The organism is Streptomyces sp. NPDC058880 (assembly GCF_042742535.1).
Lineage (GTDB): Bacteria > Actinomycetota > Actinomycetes > Streptomycetales > Streptomycetaceae > Streptomyces.
The window spans coordinates 307,128-327,535 of record NZ_JBHYMC010000001.1 but is presented as its reverse complement, the minus strand read 5'-3'; the positions used below and the strand labels follow the sequence as shown (position 1 = coordinate 327,535).

Below are 20,408 nucleotides of genomic sequence, written 5' to 3'. Positions count from 1 at the left end.
CAGAAGGCAGAACCCTGATGAGTGCTCCGACGGCCCCGACGGCTGCTTCCCTCCTTTCCGGCGCCGGCCGTCCCGGCTCGCCCGAGCTCCTGCGCTCCGTTTTCCGGCAGCACGCCGCCGGGGTCGCCGTGATCACCGCCCAGGACGGCGGCCGGCCGGTGGGCTTCACCGCCACCTCGCTGAACTCCGTCTCGGCGGACCCGCCGCTGCTGTCCTTCACGATCGGCACCGGGGCCTCGACCTGGCCCGCGGTGCGCGACAGCGAGCACCTCGGCGTCCACATACTCGGCGAGCACCAAAGGGAGCTGGCGGGCCTGTTCGCGCGGAGCGGAGCCGACCGTTTCGGTCAGGACACCGGCTGGGCCGTCGGCCCGCACGGGGTTCCGGTCCTGGACGGCGTGCTGGCGTGGCTGGTCTGCCGGGTGGTGGCGCGGGTGCCCGCGGGGGAGCACCGTGTGGTCATCGCCCAGGCGGTCGTGGGGGACCCGGCCGGGGAAGGCCGTCCGCTGCTGTACCACCAGGGGCGCTTCAACGCGCTGCGCGACTGAATCGTCCCTGCTGGGGCGGGTCGGGCGGCGTTGGGCAGATCACAGTTCGCCGACCTTGCGACTTGGTGGGACCCACGGTGTACTGACGAGTAACATTCCCTTCGGGGCGCGGGCCGCCCCGATCGGGATCCGCCCGACAAGGCGCCTATGCTGCCTGCATAAGGCGGTACACGAAAAGACGATGCGGTAGGAGAGCCGGCGTGAGCCTGAGGATCGTTGTCTGTGTGAAGTACGTGCCCGACGCCACTGGCGACCGGCAGTTCACCGAGGACTTGACCGTCAACCGTGACGACGTCGACGGCCTGCTGTCGGAGCTCGACGAGTACGCCGTCGAGCAGGCGCTGCAGATCTCCGAGAACTCGGACGACGACGTCGAGATCACCGTCCTGACGGTGGGCCCCGAGGACGCCAAGGACGCGCTGCGCAAGGCGCTGTCGATGGGCGCCGACAAGGCCGTCCACGTCGAGGACGACGACCTGCACGGCACGGACGTCATGGGCACCTCGCTGGTGCTCGCCAAGGCCATCGAGAAGGCCGGCTATGACCTGGTCGTCACGGGCATGGCGTCGACCGACGGCACCATGGGTGTCCTCCCGGCGATCCTGGCCGAGCGCCTGGGCGTCCCGCAGGTCACCCTGCTCTCCGAGGTCAAGGTCGAGGGCGGCACCGTGACCGGCCGCCGTGACGGCGACACCGCCAGCGAGCAGCTGGAGGCCTCCCTTCCGGCGCTCGTCTCGGTGACGGACCAGTCGGGCGAGGCCCGCTACCCGTCCTTCAAGGGCATCATGGCCGCGAAGAAGAAGCCGGTCGAGTCCTGGGACCTCGAGGACCTGGAGATCGAGGCCGACGAGGTCGGTCTCGAAGGCTCCTGGACCGCGGTCGACTCCGCCGCGCAGCGCCCGGCCCGCACCGCCGGCACGATCGTCAAGGACGAGGGCGAGGGCGGCAAGCAGCTGGCCGAGTTCCTGGCCGGCCAGAAGTTCATCTAAGGGCTTCGGCCACCCCTCGCTAGCCCCCAGACACCTCGCAATCGCAGGAGAGCAGTCCCATGGCTGAAGTTCTCGTCTACGTCGACCACGTGGACGGCGCCGTCCGCAAGCCCACCCTCGAACTGCTGACGCTGGCCCGCCGCATCGGCGAGCCCGTCGCCGTCGCCCTGGGCGCCGGTGCCGACGCCACCGCCGCGGTGCTCGCCGAGCACGGCGCGGTCAAGGTCCTCACCGCCGACGCCCCCGAGTTCACCGAGTACCTCGTCGTGCCGAAGGTGGACGCGCTCCAGGCCGCGTACGACGCCGTTTCCCCGGCCGCCGTGCTCGTCCCGTCCTCCGCCGAGGGCAAGGAGATCGCCGCGCGCCTCGCCGTGCGCATCGGCTCCGGCATCATCACGGACGCCGTGGACCTGGAGGCGGGTGACGAGGGTCCGGTCGCGACGCAGTCCGCCTTCGCGGCGTCGTTCACCACCAAGTCCCGCGTCTCCAAGGGCACCCCGGTCATCACCGTGAAGCCGAACTCGGCCGCCGTCGAGGCCGCCCCGGCCGCGGGCGCCGTCGAGGCGCTCGCCGTCACCTTCGGCGCCCTGGCCACCGGCACCAAGGTCACCGGCCGCACCCCGCGCGAATCGACCGGCCGTCCCGAGCTGACCGAGGCCGCGATCGTCGTCTCCGGCGGCCGCGGCGTCAACGGCGCCGAGAACTTCGGCATCATCGAGGAGCTCGCGGACTCCCTCGGCGCGGCCGTCGGCGCCTCGCGCGCCGCCGTCGATGCCGGTTGGTACCCGCACACCAACCAGGTCGGCCAGACCGGTAAGTCGGTCTCCCCGCAGCTCTACATCGCCTCCGGCATTTCGGGCGCGATCCAGCACCGGGCCGGCATGCAGACCTCGAAGACCATCGTGGCCATCAACAAGGACGCCGAGGCCCCGATCTTCGACCTCGTCGACTACGGCGTGGTCGGCGACCTCTTCACGGTCGTCCCGCAGCTGACCGCGGAGATCAAGGCTCGCCAGAGCTGACCGGCTGACCTGCGTTTCTCTTCGCAGCATCGCTTCTTCGGGGCCGTGTGGTGATTCTCACCACGCGGCCCCGAGTCGTTTGCCCGGGACGGCGGAGGGACCATTGACGGAGCGGAACCACGTGACTAAATTCTGCTATGCGGATCTAGGCTTCCGTGAAGCGGAAAAGAGGAGAGTGCACGATGGGTCAGCAGGAGAAGGTGGCGACGAGCCTCGCAGGCGCGGTCAGCGAGGGCATCAGCGCCTCCCTCGCGCCGGTGGACGCGGAGCTCGCGCGCCACTACCCGGGCGACCCCGGCACCCGGCAGCCCATCCACACCGTCTACGTGCCCGGTGACGTCTTCGCCGCCGACACCATCCGCTCCTGGGGCGACCAGGCCCTCGCCGCGCTCGACGAGCACGCTCCCGACGCCGCGACCTTCGCCGCGGTGCTCGGCATCTCCGACGAGCTGGCCGTACCGGTCTACGAACGCGTCCGCGCCAAGCTCCTGCGCGAGCCCGTCGAGGACCTCCGGGTCGACTTCGAGGACGGCTTCGGCGTCCGCTCCGACGAGGAGGAGGACCAGGCCGCGGCCCGTGCCGCCCGCCTCGTCTCGGAGGCCTTCGCCAACGGAACGAACGCGCCGTACATGGGCATCCGTATGAAGTGCATGGAAGCGAACGTCCGCGACCGTGGCATCCGCACCACCGACATCTTCCTCTCCGGTCTGCTGGAGCACGGCGGCCTGCCCGAGGGCCTCGTCCTGACGCTGCCGAAGGTCACCTACGCCGAGCAGGTCAGCGCCTTCGTCAAGCTGCTGGAGGCCTTCGAGGCCACCCGCGGCCTGCGCCCGGGCCGGATCGGCTTCGAGATCCAGATCGAGACCAGCCAGTCCATCCTGGCCTCCGACGGCACCGCCACGGTCGCCCGGATGATCGAGGCCGCGAAGGGCCGCGCCACCGGCCTGCACTACGGCACCTTCGACTACAGCGCCTGTGTCGGCGTCTCCGCCGCTTACCAGGCCAGCGACCACCCGGCCGCCGACCACGCGAAGGCGATCATGCAGGTCGCGGCGGCCGGTACCGGCGTGCGCGTGTCCGACGGCTCCACCAACGTGCTGCCGATCGGCACCACCGAGAAGGTCCACGAGGGCTGGAGGCTCCACTACGGGCTGACCCGCCGCGCCCTGGCCCGTGCCTACTACCAGGGCTGGGACATGCACCCGGCGCACCTGCCGACCCGCTACGCGGCCGTCTTCACCTTCTACCGCGAGGGCCTGCAGGCCGCCGCCGCGCGCCTGAAGGCGTACGTGGCCAGGATCGAGGGCGACGTGATGGACGAGCCCGCGACCGCCAAGGCCCTGGCCGGCTACCTGGTCCGCGGCCTCGACTGCGGCGCGGTGGGCCCCGACGAGGTCACCGCCCTGACCGGCCTCACCCGCGCCGAGCTCGACGCCTTCGCCATACCCCGCCGCTCGGCCACCCTGACCGCCACCGCCTGACCAGCACGGGCGCCCCGCCCCCGGACCGCTCTGGGGGCGGGGCGCCCGCGCCGCGACGCGTGCCAGGTGGGCCGGGGCCGGTGGGACGTCAGTCCGCCGGCGGGAGTTCTCCCGAGCCGCGGGGGATGAGACGGGTGGTCAGTTCCGTGCGGACCGGCGGCAGACCGGTGCCCGACAGGCGCTGGAAGAGGCGGTCCGTGGCCACCCGGCCGAGGGCCGCCGGATCCTGCGCGACCACCGTGACGCCCGGGCGCAACAGGTCCGCCAGCTCGAAGTCGTCGAAGCCGACCAGCGCCACCGGGCGTTCCAGGGGAGCCAGGACCCGTACCACGGTGACCGTCACCCGGTTGTTGCCGGCGAAGACGGCGGTCACCGGCTCCGGACCCGTGAGCATCGACCGCGCCGCCGCCGCGACCCGGCCGGGAGCCGTCGAGCCGAGCGACACCCAGGATCCGGCCACGGGGAGGCCCGCCTCCGCCATGGCGGCGTGGTAGCCGCGCAACCGCTCCGCCGCCGTGTGGATATGGGGGTGGTCACCGAGGAAGCCGATTCTGCGGTGGCCGCCCGCGATCAGGTGCGCGACACCGCCGCGCGCCCCGCCGTAGTTGTCCGACAGCACGACGTCGGTGTCGATCCCACCGGCCGGCCGGTCCACGAACACTGTGGCGACACCGGCCCGCATCTCCGGCTCCAAGTAACGGTGGTCGTTCCCGGCCGGGATCACGATCAGGCCGTCCACCCGGCGGGCGCACAGCGCGAGCGCCAACTCCCGCTCCCGGTCCGGGTCTTGCGCACTGGAGCCGTTGACGAGCAGCGCCCCGTGCGCGCGGGCGACTTCCTCAACGGCCCGGTTCAGCGGACCGTAGAAGGGATCGGCCAGGTCTTCCAGGACCAGACCGACGGTGGCGGTACGGCCCTTGCGGAGCACCCGCGCGCTGTCGTTGCGGCGGAATCCCAGGGCCTCGATGGCCTCCTGGACCCGCTTCTCCGTCTCGGGGGTGACGCCGGGCTCGCTGTTGACCACCCGGGACACCGTCTTCAGGCCGACACCCGCCCTGGCGGCCACGTCCTTCATGGTCGGCCGGCTGCCGTAGCGGGGGTCGGACGGGCGGCGGTTGTGGGGCACTGTCGCGATTCCTCCCTAGCTGCCCGGGCGGGCGCGCGGGCCGTGACCTCGAGGATAAGCACTCGGCCGATAGTGAGGTTTCCGTGACAGGGTGGGGCGGGCAAGCCACTGGGGGCTTCGGACGAGCCATGGGGAGAGGGGTAGACGTGATTGTCTGGATCAACGGTACGTTCGGCGCCGGGAAGACCAGCACGGCCCGTGAACTGACCGGAATCCTCCCGGACAGCACGCTGTTCGACCCGGAGCTCATCGGTGACGCGCTGCGGCTGCTGCTTCCGCCCAAACGGCTGGCCGAGGTGACCGACTACCAGGACCTGCCCAGCTGGCGGCGGCTGGTGGTGGAAACGGCCGCGGCGATGCTGGCCGAGGTGGGCGGGGTGCTCGTGGTCCCGATGGCGCTGTTGCAGCAGGAGTACCGGGACGAGATCTTCGGCGGGCTGGCAGCCCGGCGGATACCGGTACGGCATGTGCTGCTCGCGCCTGCTGAAACGATCCTGCGCAAGCGCATCGAGACCCGCACGGAACCGGGGGCCCCCGAGGACGTGGACATCCGGGTCCGACAGTGGGCCTACGACCACATCCCCGCCTACCAGGAGGCCCTCGGTTGGCTCACCGGCGACGCGCACGTCATCGACAACGGTCCCCTGACCGTGCGGGAGACCGCCGAGCGCATCGCCGAAGCCGTCCGCTCCGAGACCGCCCGGGTCTGCGACATCGTGCAGACCCCGGAGCCCACGCGGGAGACCGTGGCGGCCGGGGTGCTGCTCTTCGACGAGCGCGACCGGGTACTGCTGGTGGATCCGACGTACAAGGCCGGCTGGGAGTTCCCGGGAGGCGTCGTGGAGGCGGGCGAGGCACCCGCCCGCGCCGGAGTACGGGAGGTCGCCGAGGAGTTGGGCCTCGTACTGGACCGGGCGCCGGGGCTCCTCGTCGTCGACTGGGAACGCCCGCAGCCCCCCGGCTACGGAGGGCTGCGCCTGCTCTTCGACGGCGGCCGCCTCCCGGAAGAAACGGCGGCTCGCCTCCGCCTGCCCGGTCCCGAACTGCGGGCCTGGCGCTTCGTGACCGAGACCGAGGCCGCGGAGCTGCTGCCGCAGCACCGCTACGAACGCCTGCGCTGGGCCCTGCGCGCCCGGGAACGGGCCCGCCCCCTGTACCTGGAGGCGGGCGTCCCCACCGGCTGAGGCAGCCCCTCTTCCGCGGGCTCGGTCGGCCGCCCGCGTGCCCCGTGCCGTCGCCGCTCACTCGCCCCGGGCCGGGGCTCAGGCGGCTCCGGCCGCAGCATCGGCCAGGACGGAGGCGGTGTCCACCGTCAGGGGGTCCCCGTGGCCGAAGCAGGCGACCGACGGCGCGAGCCCGGCCAATCGCCGGAAGGACTCCACGGCCCGGCCACGGTCGACGTTGAACACCCCCAACATCGGCGGACCGACGGCGGCGATGCAGTCCCCCGCGAACAGCACGCCGTGGCGCGGCAGGTGGATGCCGATGCTGCCGTCGGTGTGGCCCGGGGCGTGCACCACGTACGCCCCGTCCCCGAACTCCAGCGCGTCCCCGTCCTCCAACTCCCGGTCGACCCGTGTGGGCGGGGCCTCAGGGACGGTCAGACCGTGCTCGTACAACGGGATCTCCCACTCCAGCAGCACCGGTTCGGGGACGGGCCGCTCACCCCGGACCACCGGAGCGTCCAGCCGGTGCGCGAACACCGACGCCCCCCAGCGGGCCGCGAGTTCACGGGCCGCGCCCACGTGGTCGCGGTGGCAGTGCGTCAGCACGATCCGCCGCAGGTGCTCGGGCAGCAGCCCGAGCGAACGTATCGCCCCCTCGATCTCCGCCGCGGATCCGGCGTGACCCGCGTCGACGAGGGTCAGCGCCTCGCCGTCCCGCCAGAGATAGGCCTGACCGATGGGGAAGCGGAGCATGTGGAGCCGGTTCGGGAGTACGTCGACAAGGTCCATGCCGTGAACGTACGGGCGCCCCGCCGCCCCGGGCAGGCGGCTTCACCATGAGCGAAGCACGCCCGGGGCGGAAACGCGGCGGCCGGCACCGCCCGGATCAGGCGCGCCTGGACTCCGCGTAGTTCACGAGGAAGAGGGCCTCGGCCACCGACAGGCGCTCCAGCTCCTCCGGCGACACGCTTTCGTTGACCGCGTGGATCTGCGCCTCCGGCTCGCTCAGCCCGATCAGCAGCATCTCCGCCCGCGGGTACAACGACGTCAGCGTGTTGCACAGCGGAATCGACCCGCCCATGCCGCTGATCTGCATCTCCTGGCCGGGGTAGGCGGCCTCCAGGGCCGTGCGCATCGACGCGTACGCCGGGCTGCCGGTGTCCGCCCGGAAAGGCTGGCCCTGCCCGACGACCTCCAGTTCGAGGCGGGCCTTCCACGGCGTGTGCGCCTCGAGATGGGCCTGGAGCAGCTTGATGGCCTGCGCGGTGTCCACGCCCGGCGGCACGCGCAGGCTGATCAGGGCGCCCGCGCTCGCGTGCACCGAGGGCGTCGCGCCGACGACCGGCGGGCAGTCGATGCCGAGGACGGTGACGGCCGGGCGGGCCCACAACCGGTCGGCGACGGTGCCCTCGCCGATCAGCTCGACACCCTCCAGGACCTTCGCGTCGGCGCGGAAGTCCGCCTCCGGGTACTGCAGGCCCTCCCACACCGCGTCCGAGGCGAGGCCGTCCACGGTCGTTGATCCGTCCGCGGCGCGCAGCGAGTCGAGCACCCGGATCAGCGCGGCCAGCGCGTCGGGCGCGGCGCCGCCGAACATGCCGGAGTGCAGGTTGCCGCCCAGCGTGTCGATCTTCACCTTGAGCAGGCACATGCCGCGCAGGGTGGCGGTCACGGTCGGCAGGCCGAGACGGAAGTTGCCCGCGTCGCCGATGACGATGGCGTCGGAGGTCAGCAGCTCGGGGTGGGCCTGCGCGTACTGCTGGAGGCCGCCCGTCCCCTGCTCCTCGGAGCCCTCGACGATGACCTTCACACCGACCGGCACACCGCCGTTGGCCTTCAGGGCGCGCAGCGCGAGCAGGTGCATGATGAACCCGCCCTTGCAGTCGGCCGCACCGCGTCCATACCAGCGGCCCTGGCGCTCGGTCAGTTCGAAGGCCGGGGAGATCCAGGCGGCGTCGTCCAACGGCGGCTGCACGTCGTAGTGGGCGTAGAGCAGGACCGTCGGCGCGCCCTCGGGGCCCGGCAGGAAGCCGTACACCGACTGGGTGCCGTCAGGGGTGTCGAGCAGCGCCACGTCCCCGAAGCCCTCGGCGCGCAGGGCGTCGGCGACCCAGTTCGCCGCGGCCTCGCTCTCGCTTTGCGGGAACTGCGCCCAATCCGCCACCGACTGGAAGGCCACCAGCTCGGTCAGCTCCCGCTTCGCGCGGGGCATCAGCGAGGCGATGGTCTCGGCGATCGGATTCTGGGACATGGGCACGCTCCTTTTGGGTGCGACGTTGTATCCGTGTACGCGTCCCGCGCAGGTGCGGGGCGTGCGTATGCCGGGTACGGCAAAAGACAGTCCCGATCCTCGCACAGCGGGGGTGGGGCGGCGTCTCGCCGTAGGATTTCCCCGGCATCGGAGCAACCGGGTGATCAGGAGCAGCAACACATCGTGAGCAGCGACGACGACGTACGCGACGCAGGTGCGGAGCAAGGCGCAGGCATGGGCGCGGACGCGGACGCGGACGCAGACGCAGGCGCAGGCGTGGGCACGAGCAAGGGCGCGGGCCCGGCCGGGCAGGGGGCGGACGACGAGGTGGCCGGGGCATCCGGCGAGGTGTGGGACGTGGTCGTGGTGGGCGCGGGGCCGGCCGGTTCCTCGGCCGCGTACGCGGCAGCCACGGCGGGGCGCCGCGTCCTGCTGCTGGAGAAGGCCGTACTGCCCCGGTACAAGACGTGCGGCGGGGGCATCATCGGCCCCTCGCGCGACGCGCTCCCGCCGGGCTTCGTCCTGCCCCTCAAGGACCGTATCCACGCGGTCACCTTCTCGATGGACGGCAAGCTGGCCCGCACCCGGCGCTCGAAGCACATGCTGTTCGGGCTCATCAACCGGCCCGAGTTCGACGCCGGCCTGGTCGCGGAGGCGGAGAAGGCGGGCGCCACCGTCCGTACGGGAACCGCCGTGACCCGCGTGGAGCAGCACGGGGCGGCCGTGCCCGACCGGCGGACCGTCGCGGTGGTGCTGGCCGACGGGGAGACCGTCCTGGCGCGTGCCGTGGTCGGTGCGGACGGCAGCGCGAGCCGGATCGGCGCGCACGTGGGTGTCGAGATGGACCAGGTGGACCTCGGCCTGGAGGCAGAGATCCCCGTCCCCGCGACGGTGGCGGAGGACTGGAAGGGACGGGTGCTGATCGACTGGGGCCCGCTGCCCGGCAGTTACGGCTGGGTCTTCCCCAAGGGGGACACCCTCACCGTCGGGGTGATCTCGGCCAAGGGCGAAGGGGCCGCGACCAAGCGGTACCTGGACGACTTCATCGCCCGGCTCGGACTCGCCGGCTTCGAACCGGCCGTCTCCTCCGGGCATCTGACCCGGTGTCGCAAGCCGGACTCGCCGCTCTCCCGCGGTCGGGTCCTGGTGGCCGGTGACGCGGCCGGACTGTTGGAGCCGTGGACCCGTGAGGGCATCTCCTTCGCGCTGCGCTCGGGGCGGCTCGCGGGGGAGTGGGCCGTGAAGATCGCCGAGGCGCAGGACGCGGTGGACGCCCGCCGCCAGGCCCTCAACTACGCCTTCGCGGTGAAGGCGGGGCTGGGGGCAGAGATGGGGGTCGGCAAGCGGATGCTGACCGTCTTCGAGGCCCGGCCGGGGTTGCTGCACGCTGCGATCACAGGGTTCCGTCCGGCGTGGCGGGCCTTCGCCCGCATCACGCGCGGCGCCACGACCCTGGCCGACATGGTGCGTACCTCTCCGCTGGCGCGCAGGGCCCTGCACGCGCTGGACGCGCGGCAGGCAGCGGCCCGGACCGGCAACCGCGCGTAGGCCCGGTCTGCCCGCGGATTCCGCCGGCGGACGGTGCCGGGCACCAGGTGCGCCGTCCGGCCGGCGTTGCGCCCGCCGGGTGGCGCGTCCCGCGTGTGGCGCGGGCCTGGGGGCCGGCGCCGCACGGTGCTTCCCCCGGCCCTGCGGGGCATGGCGTCCGGATCCGGGCGGACATGCCCCGGGCCGGGCGCCGGATCCGGGGGTGGGAGAGCAGTCGTTGCCGGGCTGAGGGCTGAGGGCTGAGGGCTGAGGGCTGAGGGCCGCCCGGCCACCTGCGTCCGGCGCCGGGCTCCGAGGCCCCCGAGGCCGGCCCGCGCGGTTTCAGCTCGATGCCGGGACGATCCGGAAGACGGGGTGGTCGCCGGCGACCGCCTGGAGCTCCGCGTCCGACGCCTTCGCGTCGACGCCGCGGAAGAACCGGTCTACCTCCCAGCCCCACTTCTCCAGGTAGGCGCGCAGGATCGCGGCCTTCTCCACCGGGTCGGTGATCTCGACGGCGGTGAACGCACGTACCTTGCGCCCCACTCGCAGCTCACCCCCGCCCGCGGCCCTCATGTTGCGGACCCACTGGGAGTGGCCGCGGGCCGAGACGAGGTACTCCCCGCCCGCGTAGCGGTGCGGATTGACCGGGATGCGCTGCATCTTGCCCGACGTACGCCCGCGCACGGCGAGCTCGGCGCTGCCGGCCAGGCTGATACCGAAGCGGGCCAGCTTCCCCAGGAGGGAGTTGAAGCGGGCGGCGAAAGGGCCGGCCTGGGCGTAGTACGGGGTGCTGGGCGCGTTCACGGGGACCTCCGGCCGTCTTCGGCATCGCCGTCTTCTGCGTTACGAGAGCACTGCTCTTGCTGAGCCAGTGTGCATCGGATCGGTGCACCAGAGCAAGAGCAGTGCTCTCTCAGTGGAGCGGTGGACTGATTCCTGGGCAGTGCTCCGCCGCGTGGCACACTGGCTCCCATGAACACCGTGCGAGGGGCCAGGGAACGGGCCCGCATCGAGGTCGCCGCCGCCATCAAGGACGAGGCGCGCCGCCGGCTCGCGGCCGAGGGGGCCGCCAAACTCTCCCTCCGCGCCGTCGCCCGCGAGCTCGGCATGGTCTCCTCCGCGCTCTACCGCTATTTCCCGAGCCGCGACGAGTTGCTGACCGCGCTCATCATCGACGCGTACGACAGCCTCGGTTCGGCCGCCGAGGCAGCCGATGCCCGCGCCCTCGCCGCCGGCGCCGCGCCCCGCGGCCGTTGGATCGCCGTGTGCGAGGCCGTCCGCGCGTGGGCGCTGGAGCGTCCCCACGAATACGCCCTCGTCTACGGCTCCCCGGTACCCGGCTACAGCGCCCCCGCCGATACCGTCGGACCCGCCTCCCGGGTCGGCAACGTCCTGATCGGCGTCGTCCGAGCCGCCTACGAGGGGCGCGGTCTCGCCCTCCCCCCGCTGCCGCCCGCCCTCGGCCCCGAAGCGGCCCGGATGGCCGCCGACTTCGCCGAGGGCCTGCCCCCGGAGGTCGTCGCCGCCCTTGTCGCCGCCTGGGCGCAGCTGGCCGGGCTCGTGTCCTTCGAGCTGTTCGGCCAGTTCAACGGCGTCGTCGAGGAACGGTCCGCCTTCTTCACGCACGCGGCCGGCCAACTGGCGCACGGGGTCGGTCTTCCGGTCGTATGACAGCAGGGCGTGCGAGGAGTGTGCTCCCGCGGGAATTCACGTGATGGGGCGATGGCTCGCTCGCCTGTTCCTCGGGCCAATGCGGGAGGTTCAGCCTTGAACGACGGGCCGCCCGTCTAGTGTTCGTCGAGTCCCCCGCAGAGCCTCCACCGGAGGAAACGTTCATGCCTCGCGCCGAGAAGGCCCTGTACGCCGTCCTGGCCACCCTCCTCCTGGCCGCGCCGGCGCCGTCCGTCGGCGCGCCGCCGCGCGAAGCATCCGCCGGGCCCGCTCCCGCCGCCGCCCCGGCGCCCGGTCCGCCTCCCACACCCCGGATGCCCGGTGTGCGGGGCCTGGAGATCGCCGTCCCCGCGTACGTGATGGCGGACGACCGGATGCTGGCCGACCTCACCGCCACCGCCCCGGCCCCTTCCGTGGTCGTCCTGAACCCGGGCAACGGCGACGCCCCCTTCGGTGCTCCCTGGCGGGCCCGCGCCGACGCGCTCCGTGCCCGCACCACCTCCACCGGTGAGCGGACCAAGGTGCTCGGGTACGTCCACACCGACCACGGCAACCGCGAGATCGCCGCCGTCAAGGCCTCCGTCGACAACTACCTCAAGACGCCCGACGGCCGTCTCCACGTCGACGGCATCTTCTTCGACGTCGTCAGCCGCGACTGCGGACCCGACAACGCAACCCGCGACCACTATGCCGAGCTGCGCCGCTACGTCCAGGACACCATGAACGCCGCGGACCCGGACGTCCCCGACCTGGTGGTCAACAACCCCGGCACGGCCATAGCCGACTGCTACCTGGAGCCCGCCCACCGCACCGCCGACGTCTTCGTCACCTACGAGGACACCTACGCCGCCTACACCGCAGCCGGATGGCTCGGCGGCAACGTCTTCGACCACGACTCCGGCTACCGTCCCGGCACCGAACTCGACCCGAGCGGAACGGCCTTCTGGCACCTGGTCCACGGTGTCCCGGGCGACGCCGCGATGCGCGCCACCCTCCGCACGGCCTTCGACCGCGGCGCGGGCTACGCCTACGCGACCGACACGGTCATGCCCAACCCCTGGAACGCGGGCCCGACCTGGCAGTACGGCGCGCAGACCGGCTACGCGGCCACCCTCGGCTAGGACGTCCCGCCGCCGCGGCGGCCGGCGCGGTCGCCCGCGGCCGGGGTCAGCGGTAGTCGTCCGGGTGGCCCTGCATCCAGGTGTTGATCTTGTCGCGCGTGCCGATCAGCAGCGTCTGGTGCGCCTTGAGGTTCCCGAAAGTCCGGTCGCCGCCGAGCTCCGCATCGAGCTTCGCGATCAGCGCGATCGGTTCGGGGAAGTGCCCGGGGCCCTTCGGGTCCGCCTTCATCGCCGCGTCCAGGCGGTGGAGTTCGTCGTGGACCCGCCCGAGGAAGTAGGCGCAGTCGGCCGGCGTGCACGCGTCGTTCAGCGTCGCCTGGAGCCCGGCGAAGGCGTCCCGGACCTTCTCCGGCGGGGTCCCGGGAAGGGTGGAGGCGCCCGGTCCGCCGCTCGCCGGGGGCGCTGACGGGACGGGGGGCGTCGCGGCGGCGGAGGCCGACTCCGCCGGGGGCGCCGTGGATACCGAAGGCGTGGCCGGCGTGGCCGGCGTAGCCGGATCCGCGTCGCAGGAGACCGCGAACCCTGCCAGGAACACCGCGGCCACCGCCGCGCCGCGCCATGTGGAACCGAACATCCGCCACCCCCGTGATCGTCGAGGAAGTGACCATAACCGCTCGTCCGGGAGGCCTCCCAGCCGGGGCACAGGCGGGAGGCCGGGCGGGAGGCCGGGAGGGGACGCCGGCCGGCGCCCGGCCGCCCGCTCCGGCCGCCGGTCAGATTCCGGCCGTCTCCGTCCACAGCGCGGCCAGCGACAGGTCGCCCGTCACCCCAGGACCCGCCAGGGGCAGCCGGTTCCACAGTGCCGCGTACAGCCAGGCGGCCTCGCCGGTCACCTCGCAGTCGACCGGATCGCCCAGGTCGCCCGGCACCGTGCGCGGCGGTGCCGGAGACAGGTGCACGGTCCACACCGCGCCCGTGTCCGCGGCCCGGATCCGCACGGTCCGCGGCTCCGGGGTCCGCACCCGGCTGCGCGGCCGCGCGTGGAAGCCGGTGAGCAGTTCCTCCACCCCGTCCTCCGCGAACTCCGGCGCCGGCGGCGAGAAGGCGACCCCCAGCGCGCTCTCCGCGTCCAGCCGGTGCACGGTGGTCTCATGGGCCTGACGCCGGGCCCAGAACGCCAGCGGCGAGGGCGGAGCGGTCGGCAGGAAGGTCCAGCACTGCACGTCGGCCGGGGCGTCGGTCAAGGTCCGCACCAGGTCGGCGTGGCCCTCCCGGAACCAGGCCAGGAGCTCGCCGCCGACCAGTTCCGGTGCTTGCGGCAGGCCCATCGGCTCCAGCTGCCGCTCCGCGACGTACCCCGTCGCCCAGCGGTGCACCGCTCCGGTGTGCCGCAGCAGGTCGGTGACGTGCCAGCCCGGACAGGAAGGGACGAGGGCGTCCGTACCGGCCCGTTCGGCCGCTTCGGCGAGCAGCTCGCCCTCCCGGGCGAGGGTCTTCACGTATTCAGTGATCTCCATACCGGGAGTCTCGCAGCCCCGGCACCGACAATGGAGGGGTGGACGGGGAACTCTTTCCGCGCGAGCGGACCGTGATCGCCCCCGGCGCGGTGCACGTGCCCGACTGGCTCGGCACCGGCCGGCAGGACGAGCTGCTGGCGGCCTGCCGCGAGTGGGCCCGCCCGCCGGCCGGCCTGCGCACGGTACGCACCCCGGGCGGCGGGGCGATGACCGCCCGGCAGGTGTGCCTGGGCCTGCACTGGTACCCGTACGGTTACGCCCGTACCGCCGTCGACGGCGACGGCGCACCGGTCAAGCCGATGCCGGACTGGCTCGCCGACCTCGGTCGGCAGGCGGTGGCCGCCGCCTACGGGGTGGCGCCCGACCCGGGTGCGGCCGCCTACGACATCGCGCTGATCAACTTCTACCGCGGGGACTCCCGCATGGGCATGCACCGCGACGCGGAGGAGAAGTCCCCGGCGCCGGTGGTCTCCCTCAGCCTCGGCGACAGCTGCCTCTTCCGCTTCGGGAACACCGGTACCCGCGGGCGTCCGTACCGGGACGTCGAGCTGCGCAGCGGGGACCTGTTCGTCTTCGGCGGCCCCAGCCGGTCGGCCTACCACGGGGTGCCGAAGGTGCTGCCGGGCACGGGTCCGCGGACGCTGGGGCTGACCGGGCGGCTCAACATCACGCTGCGGGTCGGCGGGCTCGGCTGAGGGGCGGCGTCCTCCGCCCTCCGATCATGCGAGGATCGATGCCATGAACGGCAACGGGGCCCCGCAGAGGGTGGGGGACGCGACCACGCCATCGGTGTCGAGCGCGGGGGCGCGGACCAGGCTGGAACGGGGTCGCGGTGCGCTCGGTCCGGCGCTGGAGCTCGTCCACACCGGTCGCGCCCCCACCCGTGCGGTCCTGACGGCCGAGCTGGGGGTCACCCGCGCCACCGCAGGCGCGGTCGCGGCCGAGCTGGAGGCGCTCGGGCTGATCCGGGTCGATTCCCGCCCCGGGGCCTCGGGCGGTACGGGCGGCGGCCAGGGCCGTCCCTCGCACCGGCTCTCGGTGGCCGAGGACGGGCCGGTGGCGCTCGCCGCCCAGGTGCACTCGGACGGCTTCCGGGCCGCCCTGGTCGGGCTCGGTGGCCGGATCGTGGCCACCGCACCGGGCAAGGTCACCGTCTCCGCGGATCCGGCGCAGGTGCTCGGCGCGGTCGTCCAGGCGGGCGCGGAACTGCTCGCGGACAGCGGCCGCCGCTGCGTCGGCGCAGGGCTGGCGGTCCCGTCGGCCGTCGCCGAGCCGGACGGCACGGCTCTGAACCCGCTGCACCTGGCCTGGCCGGCCGGTTCCCCGGTACGGGACATCTTCGCGGAGTGCGTGAAGGCCGCCGGGATCGACGGCCCGGCTCTCACCGGGAACGACGTCAACCTCGCGGCGCTCGCCGAGCACCGGCACGGCGCCGGGCGCAGCGCACAGCACCTGCTGTGCGTGGCCACCGGGCACCGCGGCGTCGGCGGCGCCCTGGTGTTGGACGGCCGCCTGCACAGCGGCAGTTCGGGGCTGGCCCTGGAGGTCGGCCACCTCACCGTGAATCCCGAGGGGCGGGCCTGCCACTGCGGCGGCCGCGGCTGCCTGGACGTGGAGGCGGACCCGCTGGCCTTCCTGACCGCGGCGGGCCGCAGCCCCGGCCCCGAGGTGTCGCTGTTGCAGCAGGCCCGTGACCTGCTGCGCGAGCAACCCGAGGAACCGGCGGTACGTGCGGCCGTGCAGGAGCTGATCGACCGGCTCGGCCTGGGCCTCGCGGGGCTGGTGAACATCCTGAACCCGGACCGGATCATCCTGGGCGGGCTGCACCGGGAACTGCTCCACGCGGACCCGGAGCGGCTCCGCGCGGTCGTCGCGGACCGCAGTCTGTGGGGACGCAGCGGTGGTGTGCCGATCCTGCCGTGCACGCTGGACCACAACAGCCTGGTCGGCGCGGCGGAACTGGCCTGGCAGCCGGTGCTCGACGACCCCCTGGGAGCCCTCGCCTAGGACATCACGGCCCGGGAGCGCTCCCGTCGGGGAAGACGGTCAGCCGGGGTGCACGGCCACCGGTGAGGGCACCGCCAGCGCCGCCGGGGCGGAGCCGGGATCGAGGGCCACGACCAGCGTGCGCGCGGGCTCCCGTACCGGCCTGGCCGCGATCGAGACCGGGCGCTGCGGTGCCACCGGCGCGGGCGCCGCCGTCAGGGAGAACCAGACCACCTTGCCCGGTCCGTCGGGCCGTTCACGGACCCCCCAGGCCTGGCTGAGGGCCGCCACGAGGGCGAGCCCGCGTCCGCAGGTCTCCAGCGGTCCGGCCTGCGCCGGGCGTAGCACGGGAAGCCGCGGATCGCTGTCGATGACCGAGACCGTGAGCCGGCCGAGCCGCAACTCGATCTCGACGACGCAGGTCTTGTCCGGCTGTGCGTGGCGGTGGACGTTGCTCAACAACTCCGTCACGCCGAGCGTGGCGACGTCGATGAGCGGATCGAGCTGCCAGTGGCGCAGCTGGGCCGAGACGATTCTGCGGATCTGGCCGATCCGCGACGGCAAGGCCTGCAGTTCGACGACGCAGTGCCTGCGGGAATGACTGATCACGGCTGCGACTCCCCGACATGAGTGTTACGGGTGCTGCACCCTCGGTAATCCTCCACCAGGGTCACCCACGGTGCCGCGCAGTGCAACCGAACGCGATCGAAAGCGATCCGCATAGATACCCAAAGTGACTATTTGTGCAGGTGGGAGAGGTACATTGCGAAAGGAGAAGGCGAAGCGGAACCATGAAGGAGCACGGCGCATGAGCACCACCGGCACCACCGACATCACAGGCAACCCCGGCACCGGGACCGGCACCGGGGCGACCGCCACGACCGTCGACGTCGACCGCAGTGACGCGGACTACCGCGCCTGGCTCAAAGAGGCCGTGCGCAAGGTTCAGGCCGACGCGAACCGCTCGGCGGACACGCACCTGCTGAAGTTCCCGCTGCCCGAGGCATGGGGCATCGACCTCTACCTCAAGGACGAGTCCACGCACCCGACGGGCTCCCTCAAACACCGCCTCGCGCGCTCGCTGTTCCTCTACGCCCTGTGCAACGGCTGGGTACGGCCGGGCCGCCCCGTCATCGAGGCATCGTCCGGCTCGACCGCCGTTTCCGAGGCGTACTTCGCCAAACTGATCGGCGTCCCGTTCATCGCCGTCATGCCGCGCACGACCAGCCCGGAGAAGTGCCGCCTGATCGAATTCCACGGCGGCGCATGCCACTTCGTGGACGACCCGATGAAGATGTACGAGGAATCGGCGGAGCTCGCCGCCCGCACCGGCGGGCACTACATGGACCAGTTCACCTACGCGGAGCGGGCCACCGACTGGCGCGGGAACAACAACATCGCCGAGTCCATGTACCAGCAGCTCAGGCTGGAGCGCTTCCCCGAGCCCGCCTGGATCGTCGCGACCGCCGGCACCGGCGGCACCTCGGCCACCATCGCGCGCTACGTGCACTACATGCAGCACGACACCCGCATCTGTGTCCCGGACCCGGAGAACTCCTGCTTCTTCGAGGGCTGGACCCGCAACGACCCGGACGCCAGGAGCGATTGCGGCTCGCGCATCGAGGGCATCGGCCGCCCGAGGATGGAGCCGAGCTTCGTACCCGGCGCCATCGACCGGATGATGAAGGTCCCGGACGCGGCGAGCGTCGCCGCCTGCCGCGCGCTGGAGACGGCCATAGGGCGCAAGGCGGGCGGCTCGACCGGCACCGGCCTCTGGAGCGCCCTGAAGATCGTTTCGGAGATGGTGGCGGAGGGCCGTACCGGAAGCGTCGTCACGCTTCTGTGCGACCCGGGCGACCGCTACCTCGACAAGTACTACTCCGACGCATGGGTGGCGGCGCAGGGGCTCGACCTCGCCCCCTACGCCGAGACCCTCGACACACTGCTGACGACCGGCGTCTGGCGCGAACCGGCCGCCTGAGACCCCCACGGGGCGTCCTGGGCGCTGCCCCACTCCCACATGCTGTGCACCACCGGTTCCAGGGCGCGGCCCCGGCCGGTGAGGACGTAGCGGACCCGGGGAGGCCAGCCGGGGATGCGGTGGCGCTCGATGACGCCCACCCGGGTCAACTGGGCCAGCCGGTCCGAGAGGACCTTGTCCGACAGTGCGGGCAGGGCGGCGGACAGCTCGGAGTACGTGGCCCGGCCGCGGCGCAGGAACTCCCGCAGGACCAGGGGCGTCCACCGGCCGGCCAGCGCGGCGAGGGTGACGTCGACCGGGCAGTGTGGCGCACCGGCCGGCGGGACGAGGGTGCCGTCCGGGCAGTCCGCCAGCGCGCCCTGCGCCGGGAAGCCGTCCGCCGCCGGGCTGTCCGCTGCCGGGCTGTCCGCAGACGGGCAGCGCCGGCCGTCCAGGGCGTCCTCCGGCGCGTGTCCAACCGTTTGGTGAGTCACGAAAGCCCCTCATAGCGTCCATGGCGAACAGCCCGCCCGCATACCTTCAGGGGGCCCTTGTGCGCATCCATCATCTCAACTGCGGTTCACTCCGGACGATTCCACCGCTCGGGACACCGCTCCGGACACCGCACCCGGCCGGCGCCGCGCACCGCGCGCTGCCCGCCGTCTGCCACTGCCTGGTCATCGAGACGGACACCGACGGACCGGTCCTGGTCGACACCGGGCTCGGCACCGCCGACCTGCGGCAGCCCGACCGGGCGCTGGGCGCGGACTGGGTGGCCTACGCCGAGCCCGTGCTGGATCCGCGGGAAACCGCATTGCACCAGCTCGCCCGCCTCGGGTACGAGCCGCGGGACGTGCGGCACATCGTCGTCACCCACCTGCACCGGGACCACACGGGAGGGCTGGCGGACTTCCCCCACGTGCGGGTGCACGTGCACCCCGACGAGTACCGGGCCGTCACCGACCCGGCGGCCGTGCACCACCGGCACAGCCTCGACCGCTTCATGTCCGAGCACCGGGCGCACGGCCCGCTGCTGACCCCGGCGACCGCGGACGGACGCACGACATGGTTCGGCTTCCCGGGTGTGGCGCGACCGCAGGGTATGGGGTGCGCGTTGTTGCTGGTGCCGCTGCCCGGTCACTCGGCCGGACACGCGGGCGTGGCGGTCCGCGACGACGACGGCCGCTGGCTGCTGCACGCGGGCGACGCGTACACCCATCACGCGGAACTCGAACAGACCCCGCCGCTCGCCCACCCCGTCTTCGAACCGGTCCAGCAGGGCGCGCAGACGGACGCCGCGGCGCGCATCGCGACCCGCGACCGGCTGCGCGACCTCGTCCGCGACCACGGCGACGAGGTCACCGTCTTCAGCGCCCACGACCCGTGGGAGTACGCCCGTCTCGCCGCCGTCACCGGCCGCTCCAACGGCGGGCGCTGAGGCGGGCGTCCAGGGTGCGCACCGCCGTCCGGAACGAGTGGCCCAGGCCCGGGCGGGCGGCCGTCAGGGCCAGCCGGAACCCGGTCGGACCGTCCGCGGCGAAGGTCCAGCGGACGTGCGTGCCCGAGCCGGCCGGAGCAAGCCGCCACTCCTCCAGCAGGGCACGGACGCCGGGGGCGTTGGTCGTGTCGACCCGGTACGCGTAACGCCGTTCGGGCTCCGCAGCCATGATCGTCTCCTGCATGCGCACCCCTCCCAGCAGCCTGATCTCGCGGCCCGCTCCGCCGCGCGCGGGGCGGGCCAGCGTCACCGCCCTGAACCAGTGCGGCCAGTCGGCCACTTCGCGGGCGAGCGCCCGGTACACGGCTTCGGGCGGCGCCGCGGCCTCGGCGGCGAACACCAGCCGGACGGGCGCGTCGTCGATGAAGTCCAGCTCCACCGGGCGGAGTCGGCGATCCATGGGCGATACCTCCGGGAGCGGTGATCGGGACGGACGTGCGCGTCACCATAGCCGTGCGTCCACGAGATGTCCGCTGCGATCCGCCCACGATGTCTCCGCTCGCTGTCTTGCCCGATTTCCCCGTGACTGTCCCGCGTTCTCCCCGCATTCCCCTCGCACGGCGGTTCCCCCGTACGGGGCCTGGGCAGGACCCCCGCCGCGC

Annotated in this window: 21 protein-coding genes; 12 read left to right on the top strand and 9 right to left on the bottom strand. The window is 73.0% G+C overall.

The features are described from left to right. Positions 1–17 precede the first annotated feature (17 nt). The 4 genes from ACFW2G_RS01475 to ACFW2G_RS01460 all read left to right on the top strand — a co-directional run bounded on the left by ACFW2G_RS01475 (position 18) and on the right by ACFW2G_RS01460 (position 4,040). Complete coding sequence (locus ACFW2G_RS01475; protein WP_384444937.1) at positions 18–548, top strand: flavin reductase family protein; 531 nt, start codon at positions 18–20, stop codon at positions 546–548. A 200-nt stretch (positions 549–748) separates the two neighbouring features. After that, positions 749–1,537, top strand: a complete 789-nt coding sequence (locus ACFW2G_RS01470) for an electron transfer flavoprotein subunit beta/FixA family protein (protein WP_037921766.1) — start codon at positions 749–751, stop codon at positions 1,535–1,537. Positions 1,538–1,596: 59 nt separating this feature from the next. After that, entirely contained in the window at positions 1,597–2,559 is a 963-nt protein-coding gene (locus tag ACFW2G_RS01465; protein ID WP_384444934.1) for an electron transfer flavoprotein subunit alpha/FixB family protein, read from the top strand. A 182-nt stretch (positions 2,560–2,741) separates the two neighbouring features. Continuing rightward, positions 2,742–4,040: a DUF6986 family protein gene (locus tag ACFW2G_RS01460; protein ID WP_384444932.1), complete on the top strand. Its 1,299-nt coding sequence runs from the start codon at positions 2,742–2,744 to the stop codon at positions 4,038–4,040. Positions 4,041–4,128: 88 nt separating this feature from the next. Here ACFW2G_RS01460 and ACFW2G_RS01455 read toward each other — a convergent pair whose 3' ends face one another. Further along, complete coding sequence (locus ACFW2G_RS01455) at positions 4,129–5,115, bottom strand: LacI family DNA-binding transcriptional regulator (RefSeq protein WP_078556565.1); 987 nt, start codon at positions 5,113–5,115, stop codon at positions 4,129–4,131. Positions 5,116–5,312: 197 nt separating this feature from the next. Here ACFW2G_RS01455 and ACFW2G_RS01450 point away from each other — a divergent pair, with 197 nt between their 5' ends. Next, positions 5,313–6,350 carry an NUDIX domain-containing protein gene (locus tag ACFW2G_RS01450; protein ID WP_384580077.1) on the top strand — a complete coding sequence of 346 codons (1,038 nt, stop codon included), beginning with the start codon at positions 5,313–5,315 and terminating at the stop codon, positions 6,348–6,350. 78 nt (positions 6,351–6,428) lie between these two features. Here ACFW2G_RS01450 and ACFW2G_RS01445 read toward each other — a convergent pair whose 3' ends face one another. Both ACFW2G_RS01445 and ACFW2G_RS01440 read right to left on the bottom strand, forming a co-directional pair. Next, positions 6,429–7,121, bottom strand: coding sequence for an MBL fold metallo-hydrolase (locus ACFW2G_RS01445; RefSeq protein ID WP_384580079.1), 693 nt, complete (start codon positions 7,119–7,121; stop codon positions 6,429–6,431). Between the two features lie 97 nt (positions 7,122–7,218). After that, positions 7,219–8,583 carry a dipeptidase gene (locus tag ACFW2G_RS01440; protein ID WP_384580082.1) on the bottom strand — a complete coding sequence of 455 codons (1,365 nt, stop codon included), beginning with the start codon at positions 8,581–8,583 and terminating at the stop codon, positions 7,219–7,221. A 348-nt stretch (positions 8,584–8,931) separates the two neighbouring features. Here ACFW2G_RS01440 and ACFW2G_RS01435 point away from each other — a divergent pair, with 348 nt between their 5' ends. Then, positions 8,932–10,131, top strand: coding sequence for a geranylgeranyl reductase family protein (locus ACFW2G_RS01435; protein WP_037922819.1), 1,200 nt, complete (start codon positions 8,932–8,934; stop codon positions 10,129–10,131). 321 nt (positions 10,132–10,452) lie between these two features. Here ACFW2G_RS01435 and ACFW2G_RS01430 read toward each other — a convergent pair whose 3' ends face one another. Further along, positions 10,453–10,917 (bottom strand): nitroreductase/quinone reductase family protein, encoded by a 465-nt coding sequence (locus ACFW2G_RS01430; protein ID WP_384580083.1) that lies wholly within the window; start codon positions 10,915–10,917, stop codon positions 10,453–10,455. Between the two features lie 168 nt (positions 10,918–11,085). Here ACFW2G_RS01430 and ACFW2G_RS01425 point away from each other — a divergent pair, with 168 nt between their 5' ends. Then, positions 11,086–11,784 (top strand): TetR/AcrR family transcriptional regulator, encoded by a 699-nt coding sequence (locus ACFW2G_RS01425; protein ID WP_384580085.1) that lies wholly within the window; start codon positions 11,086–11,088, stop codon positions 11,782–11,784. A 164-nt stretch (positions 11,785–11,948) separates the two neighbouring features. Then, positions 11,949–12,905: a spherulation-specific family 4 protein gene (locus ACFW2G_RS01420; protein ID WP_384580087.1), complete on the top strand. Its 957-nt coding sequence runs from the start codon at positions 11,949–11,951 to the stop codon at positions 12,903–12,905. 46 nt (positions 12,906–12,951) lie between these two features. On the opposite strand, the gene ACFW2G_RS01415 is transcribed toward ACFW2G_RS01420, so the two are convergent. Both ACFW2G_RS01415 and ACFW2G_RS01410 read right to left on the bottom strand, forming a co-directional pair. Continuing rightward, positions 12,952–13,479: a hypothetical protein gene (locus tag ACFW2G_RS01415; protein WP_384444917.1), complete on the bottom strand. Its 528-nt coding sequence runs from the start codon at positions 13,477–13,479 to the stop codon at positions 12,952–12,954. 139 nt (positions 13,480–13,618) lie between these two features. Next, positions 13,619–14,362: a maleylpyruvate isomerase family mycothiol-dependent enzyme gene (locus ACFW2G_RS01410; protein WP_037921786.1), complete on the bottom strand. Its 744-nt coding sequence runs from the start codon at positions 14,360–14,362 to the stop codon at positions 13,619–13,621. Positions 14,363–14,400: 38 nt separating this feature from the next. On the opposite strand from ACFW2G_RS01410, the gene ACFW2G_RS01405 reads away from it, so the two are divergent. Further along, entirely contained in the window at positions 14,401–15,057 is a 657-nt protein-coding gene (locus tag ACFW2G_RS01405; protein ID WP_037921788.1) for an alpha-ketoglutarate-dependent dioxygenase AlkB, read from the top strand. A gap of 43 nt (positions 15,058–15,100) precedes the next feature. Then, complete coding sequence (locus tag ACFW2G_RS01400) at positions 15,101–16,369, top strand: ROK family protein (protein WP_384444912.1); 1,269 nt, start codon at positions 15,101–15,103, stop codon at positions 16,367–16,369. A gap of 39 nt (positions 16,370–16,408) precedes the next feature. On the opposite strand, the gene ACFW2G_RS01395 is transcribed toward ACFW2G_RS01400, so the two are convergent. Next, complete coding sequence (locus ACFW2G_RS01395) at positions 16,409–16,957, bottom strand: ATP-binding protein (protein WP_384444911.1); 549 nt, start codon at positions 16,955–16,957, stop codon at positions 16,409–16,411. Positions 16,958–17,156: 199 nt separating this feature from the next. Here ACFW2G_RS01395 and ACFW2G_RS01390 point away from each other — a divergent pair, with 199 nt between their 5' ends. After that, positions 17,157–18,329, top strand: coding sequence for a PLP-dependent cysteine synthase family protein (locus ACFW2G_RS01390; RefSeq protein WP_384444908.1), 1,173 nt, complete (start codon positions 17,157–17,159; stop codon positions 18,327–18,329). Here ACFW2G_RS01390 and ACFW2G_RS01385 read toward each other — a convergent pair. After that, positions 18,269–18,802, bottom strand: coding sequence for a winged helix-turn-helix transcriptional regulator (locus ACFW2G_RS01385; RefSeq protein ID WP_384580089.1), 534 nt, complete (start codon positions 18,800–18,802; stop codon positions 18,269–18,271). The genes ACFW2G_RS01390 and ACFW2G_RS01385 overlap by 61 nt on opposite strands. Positions 18,803–18,861: 59 nt before the next feature. Between ACFW2G_RS01385 and ACFW2G_RS01380 the strand changes: the two genes are divergently transcribed. Then, positions 18,862–19,746 carry an MBL fold metallo-hydrolase gene (locus tag ACFW2G_RS01380; RefSeq protein WP_384580091.1) on the top strand — a complete coding sequence of 295 codons (885 nt, stop codon included), beginning with the start codon at positions 18,862–18,864 and terminating at the stop codon, positions 19,744–19,746. Here the strand turns inward: ACFW2G_RS01380 and ACFW2G_RS01375 are convergent. Beyond that, entirely contained in the window at positions 19,718–20,206 is a 489-nt protein-coding gene (locus tag ACFW2G_RS01375) for an SRPBCC family protein (protein ID WP_384444902.1), read from the bottom strand. The genes ACFW2G_RS01380 and ACFW2G_RS01375 overlap by 29 nt on opposite strands. Positions 20,207–20,408 lie beyond the last annotated feature (202 nt).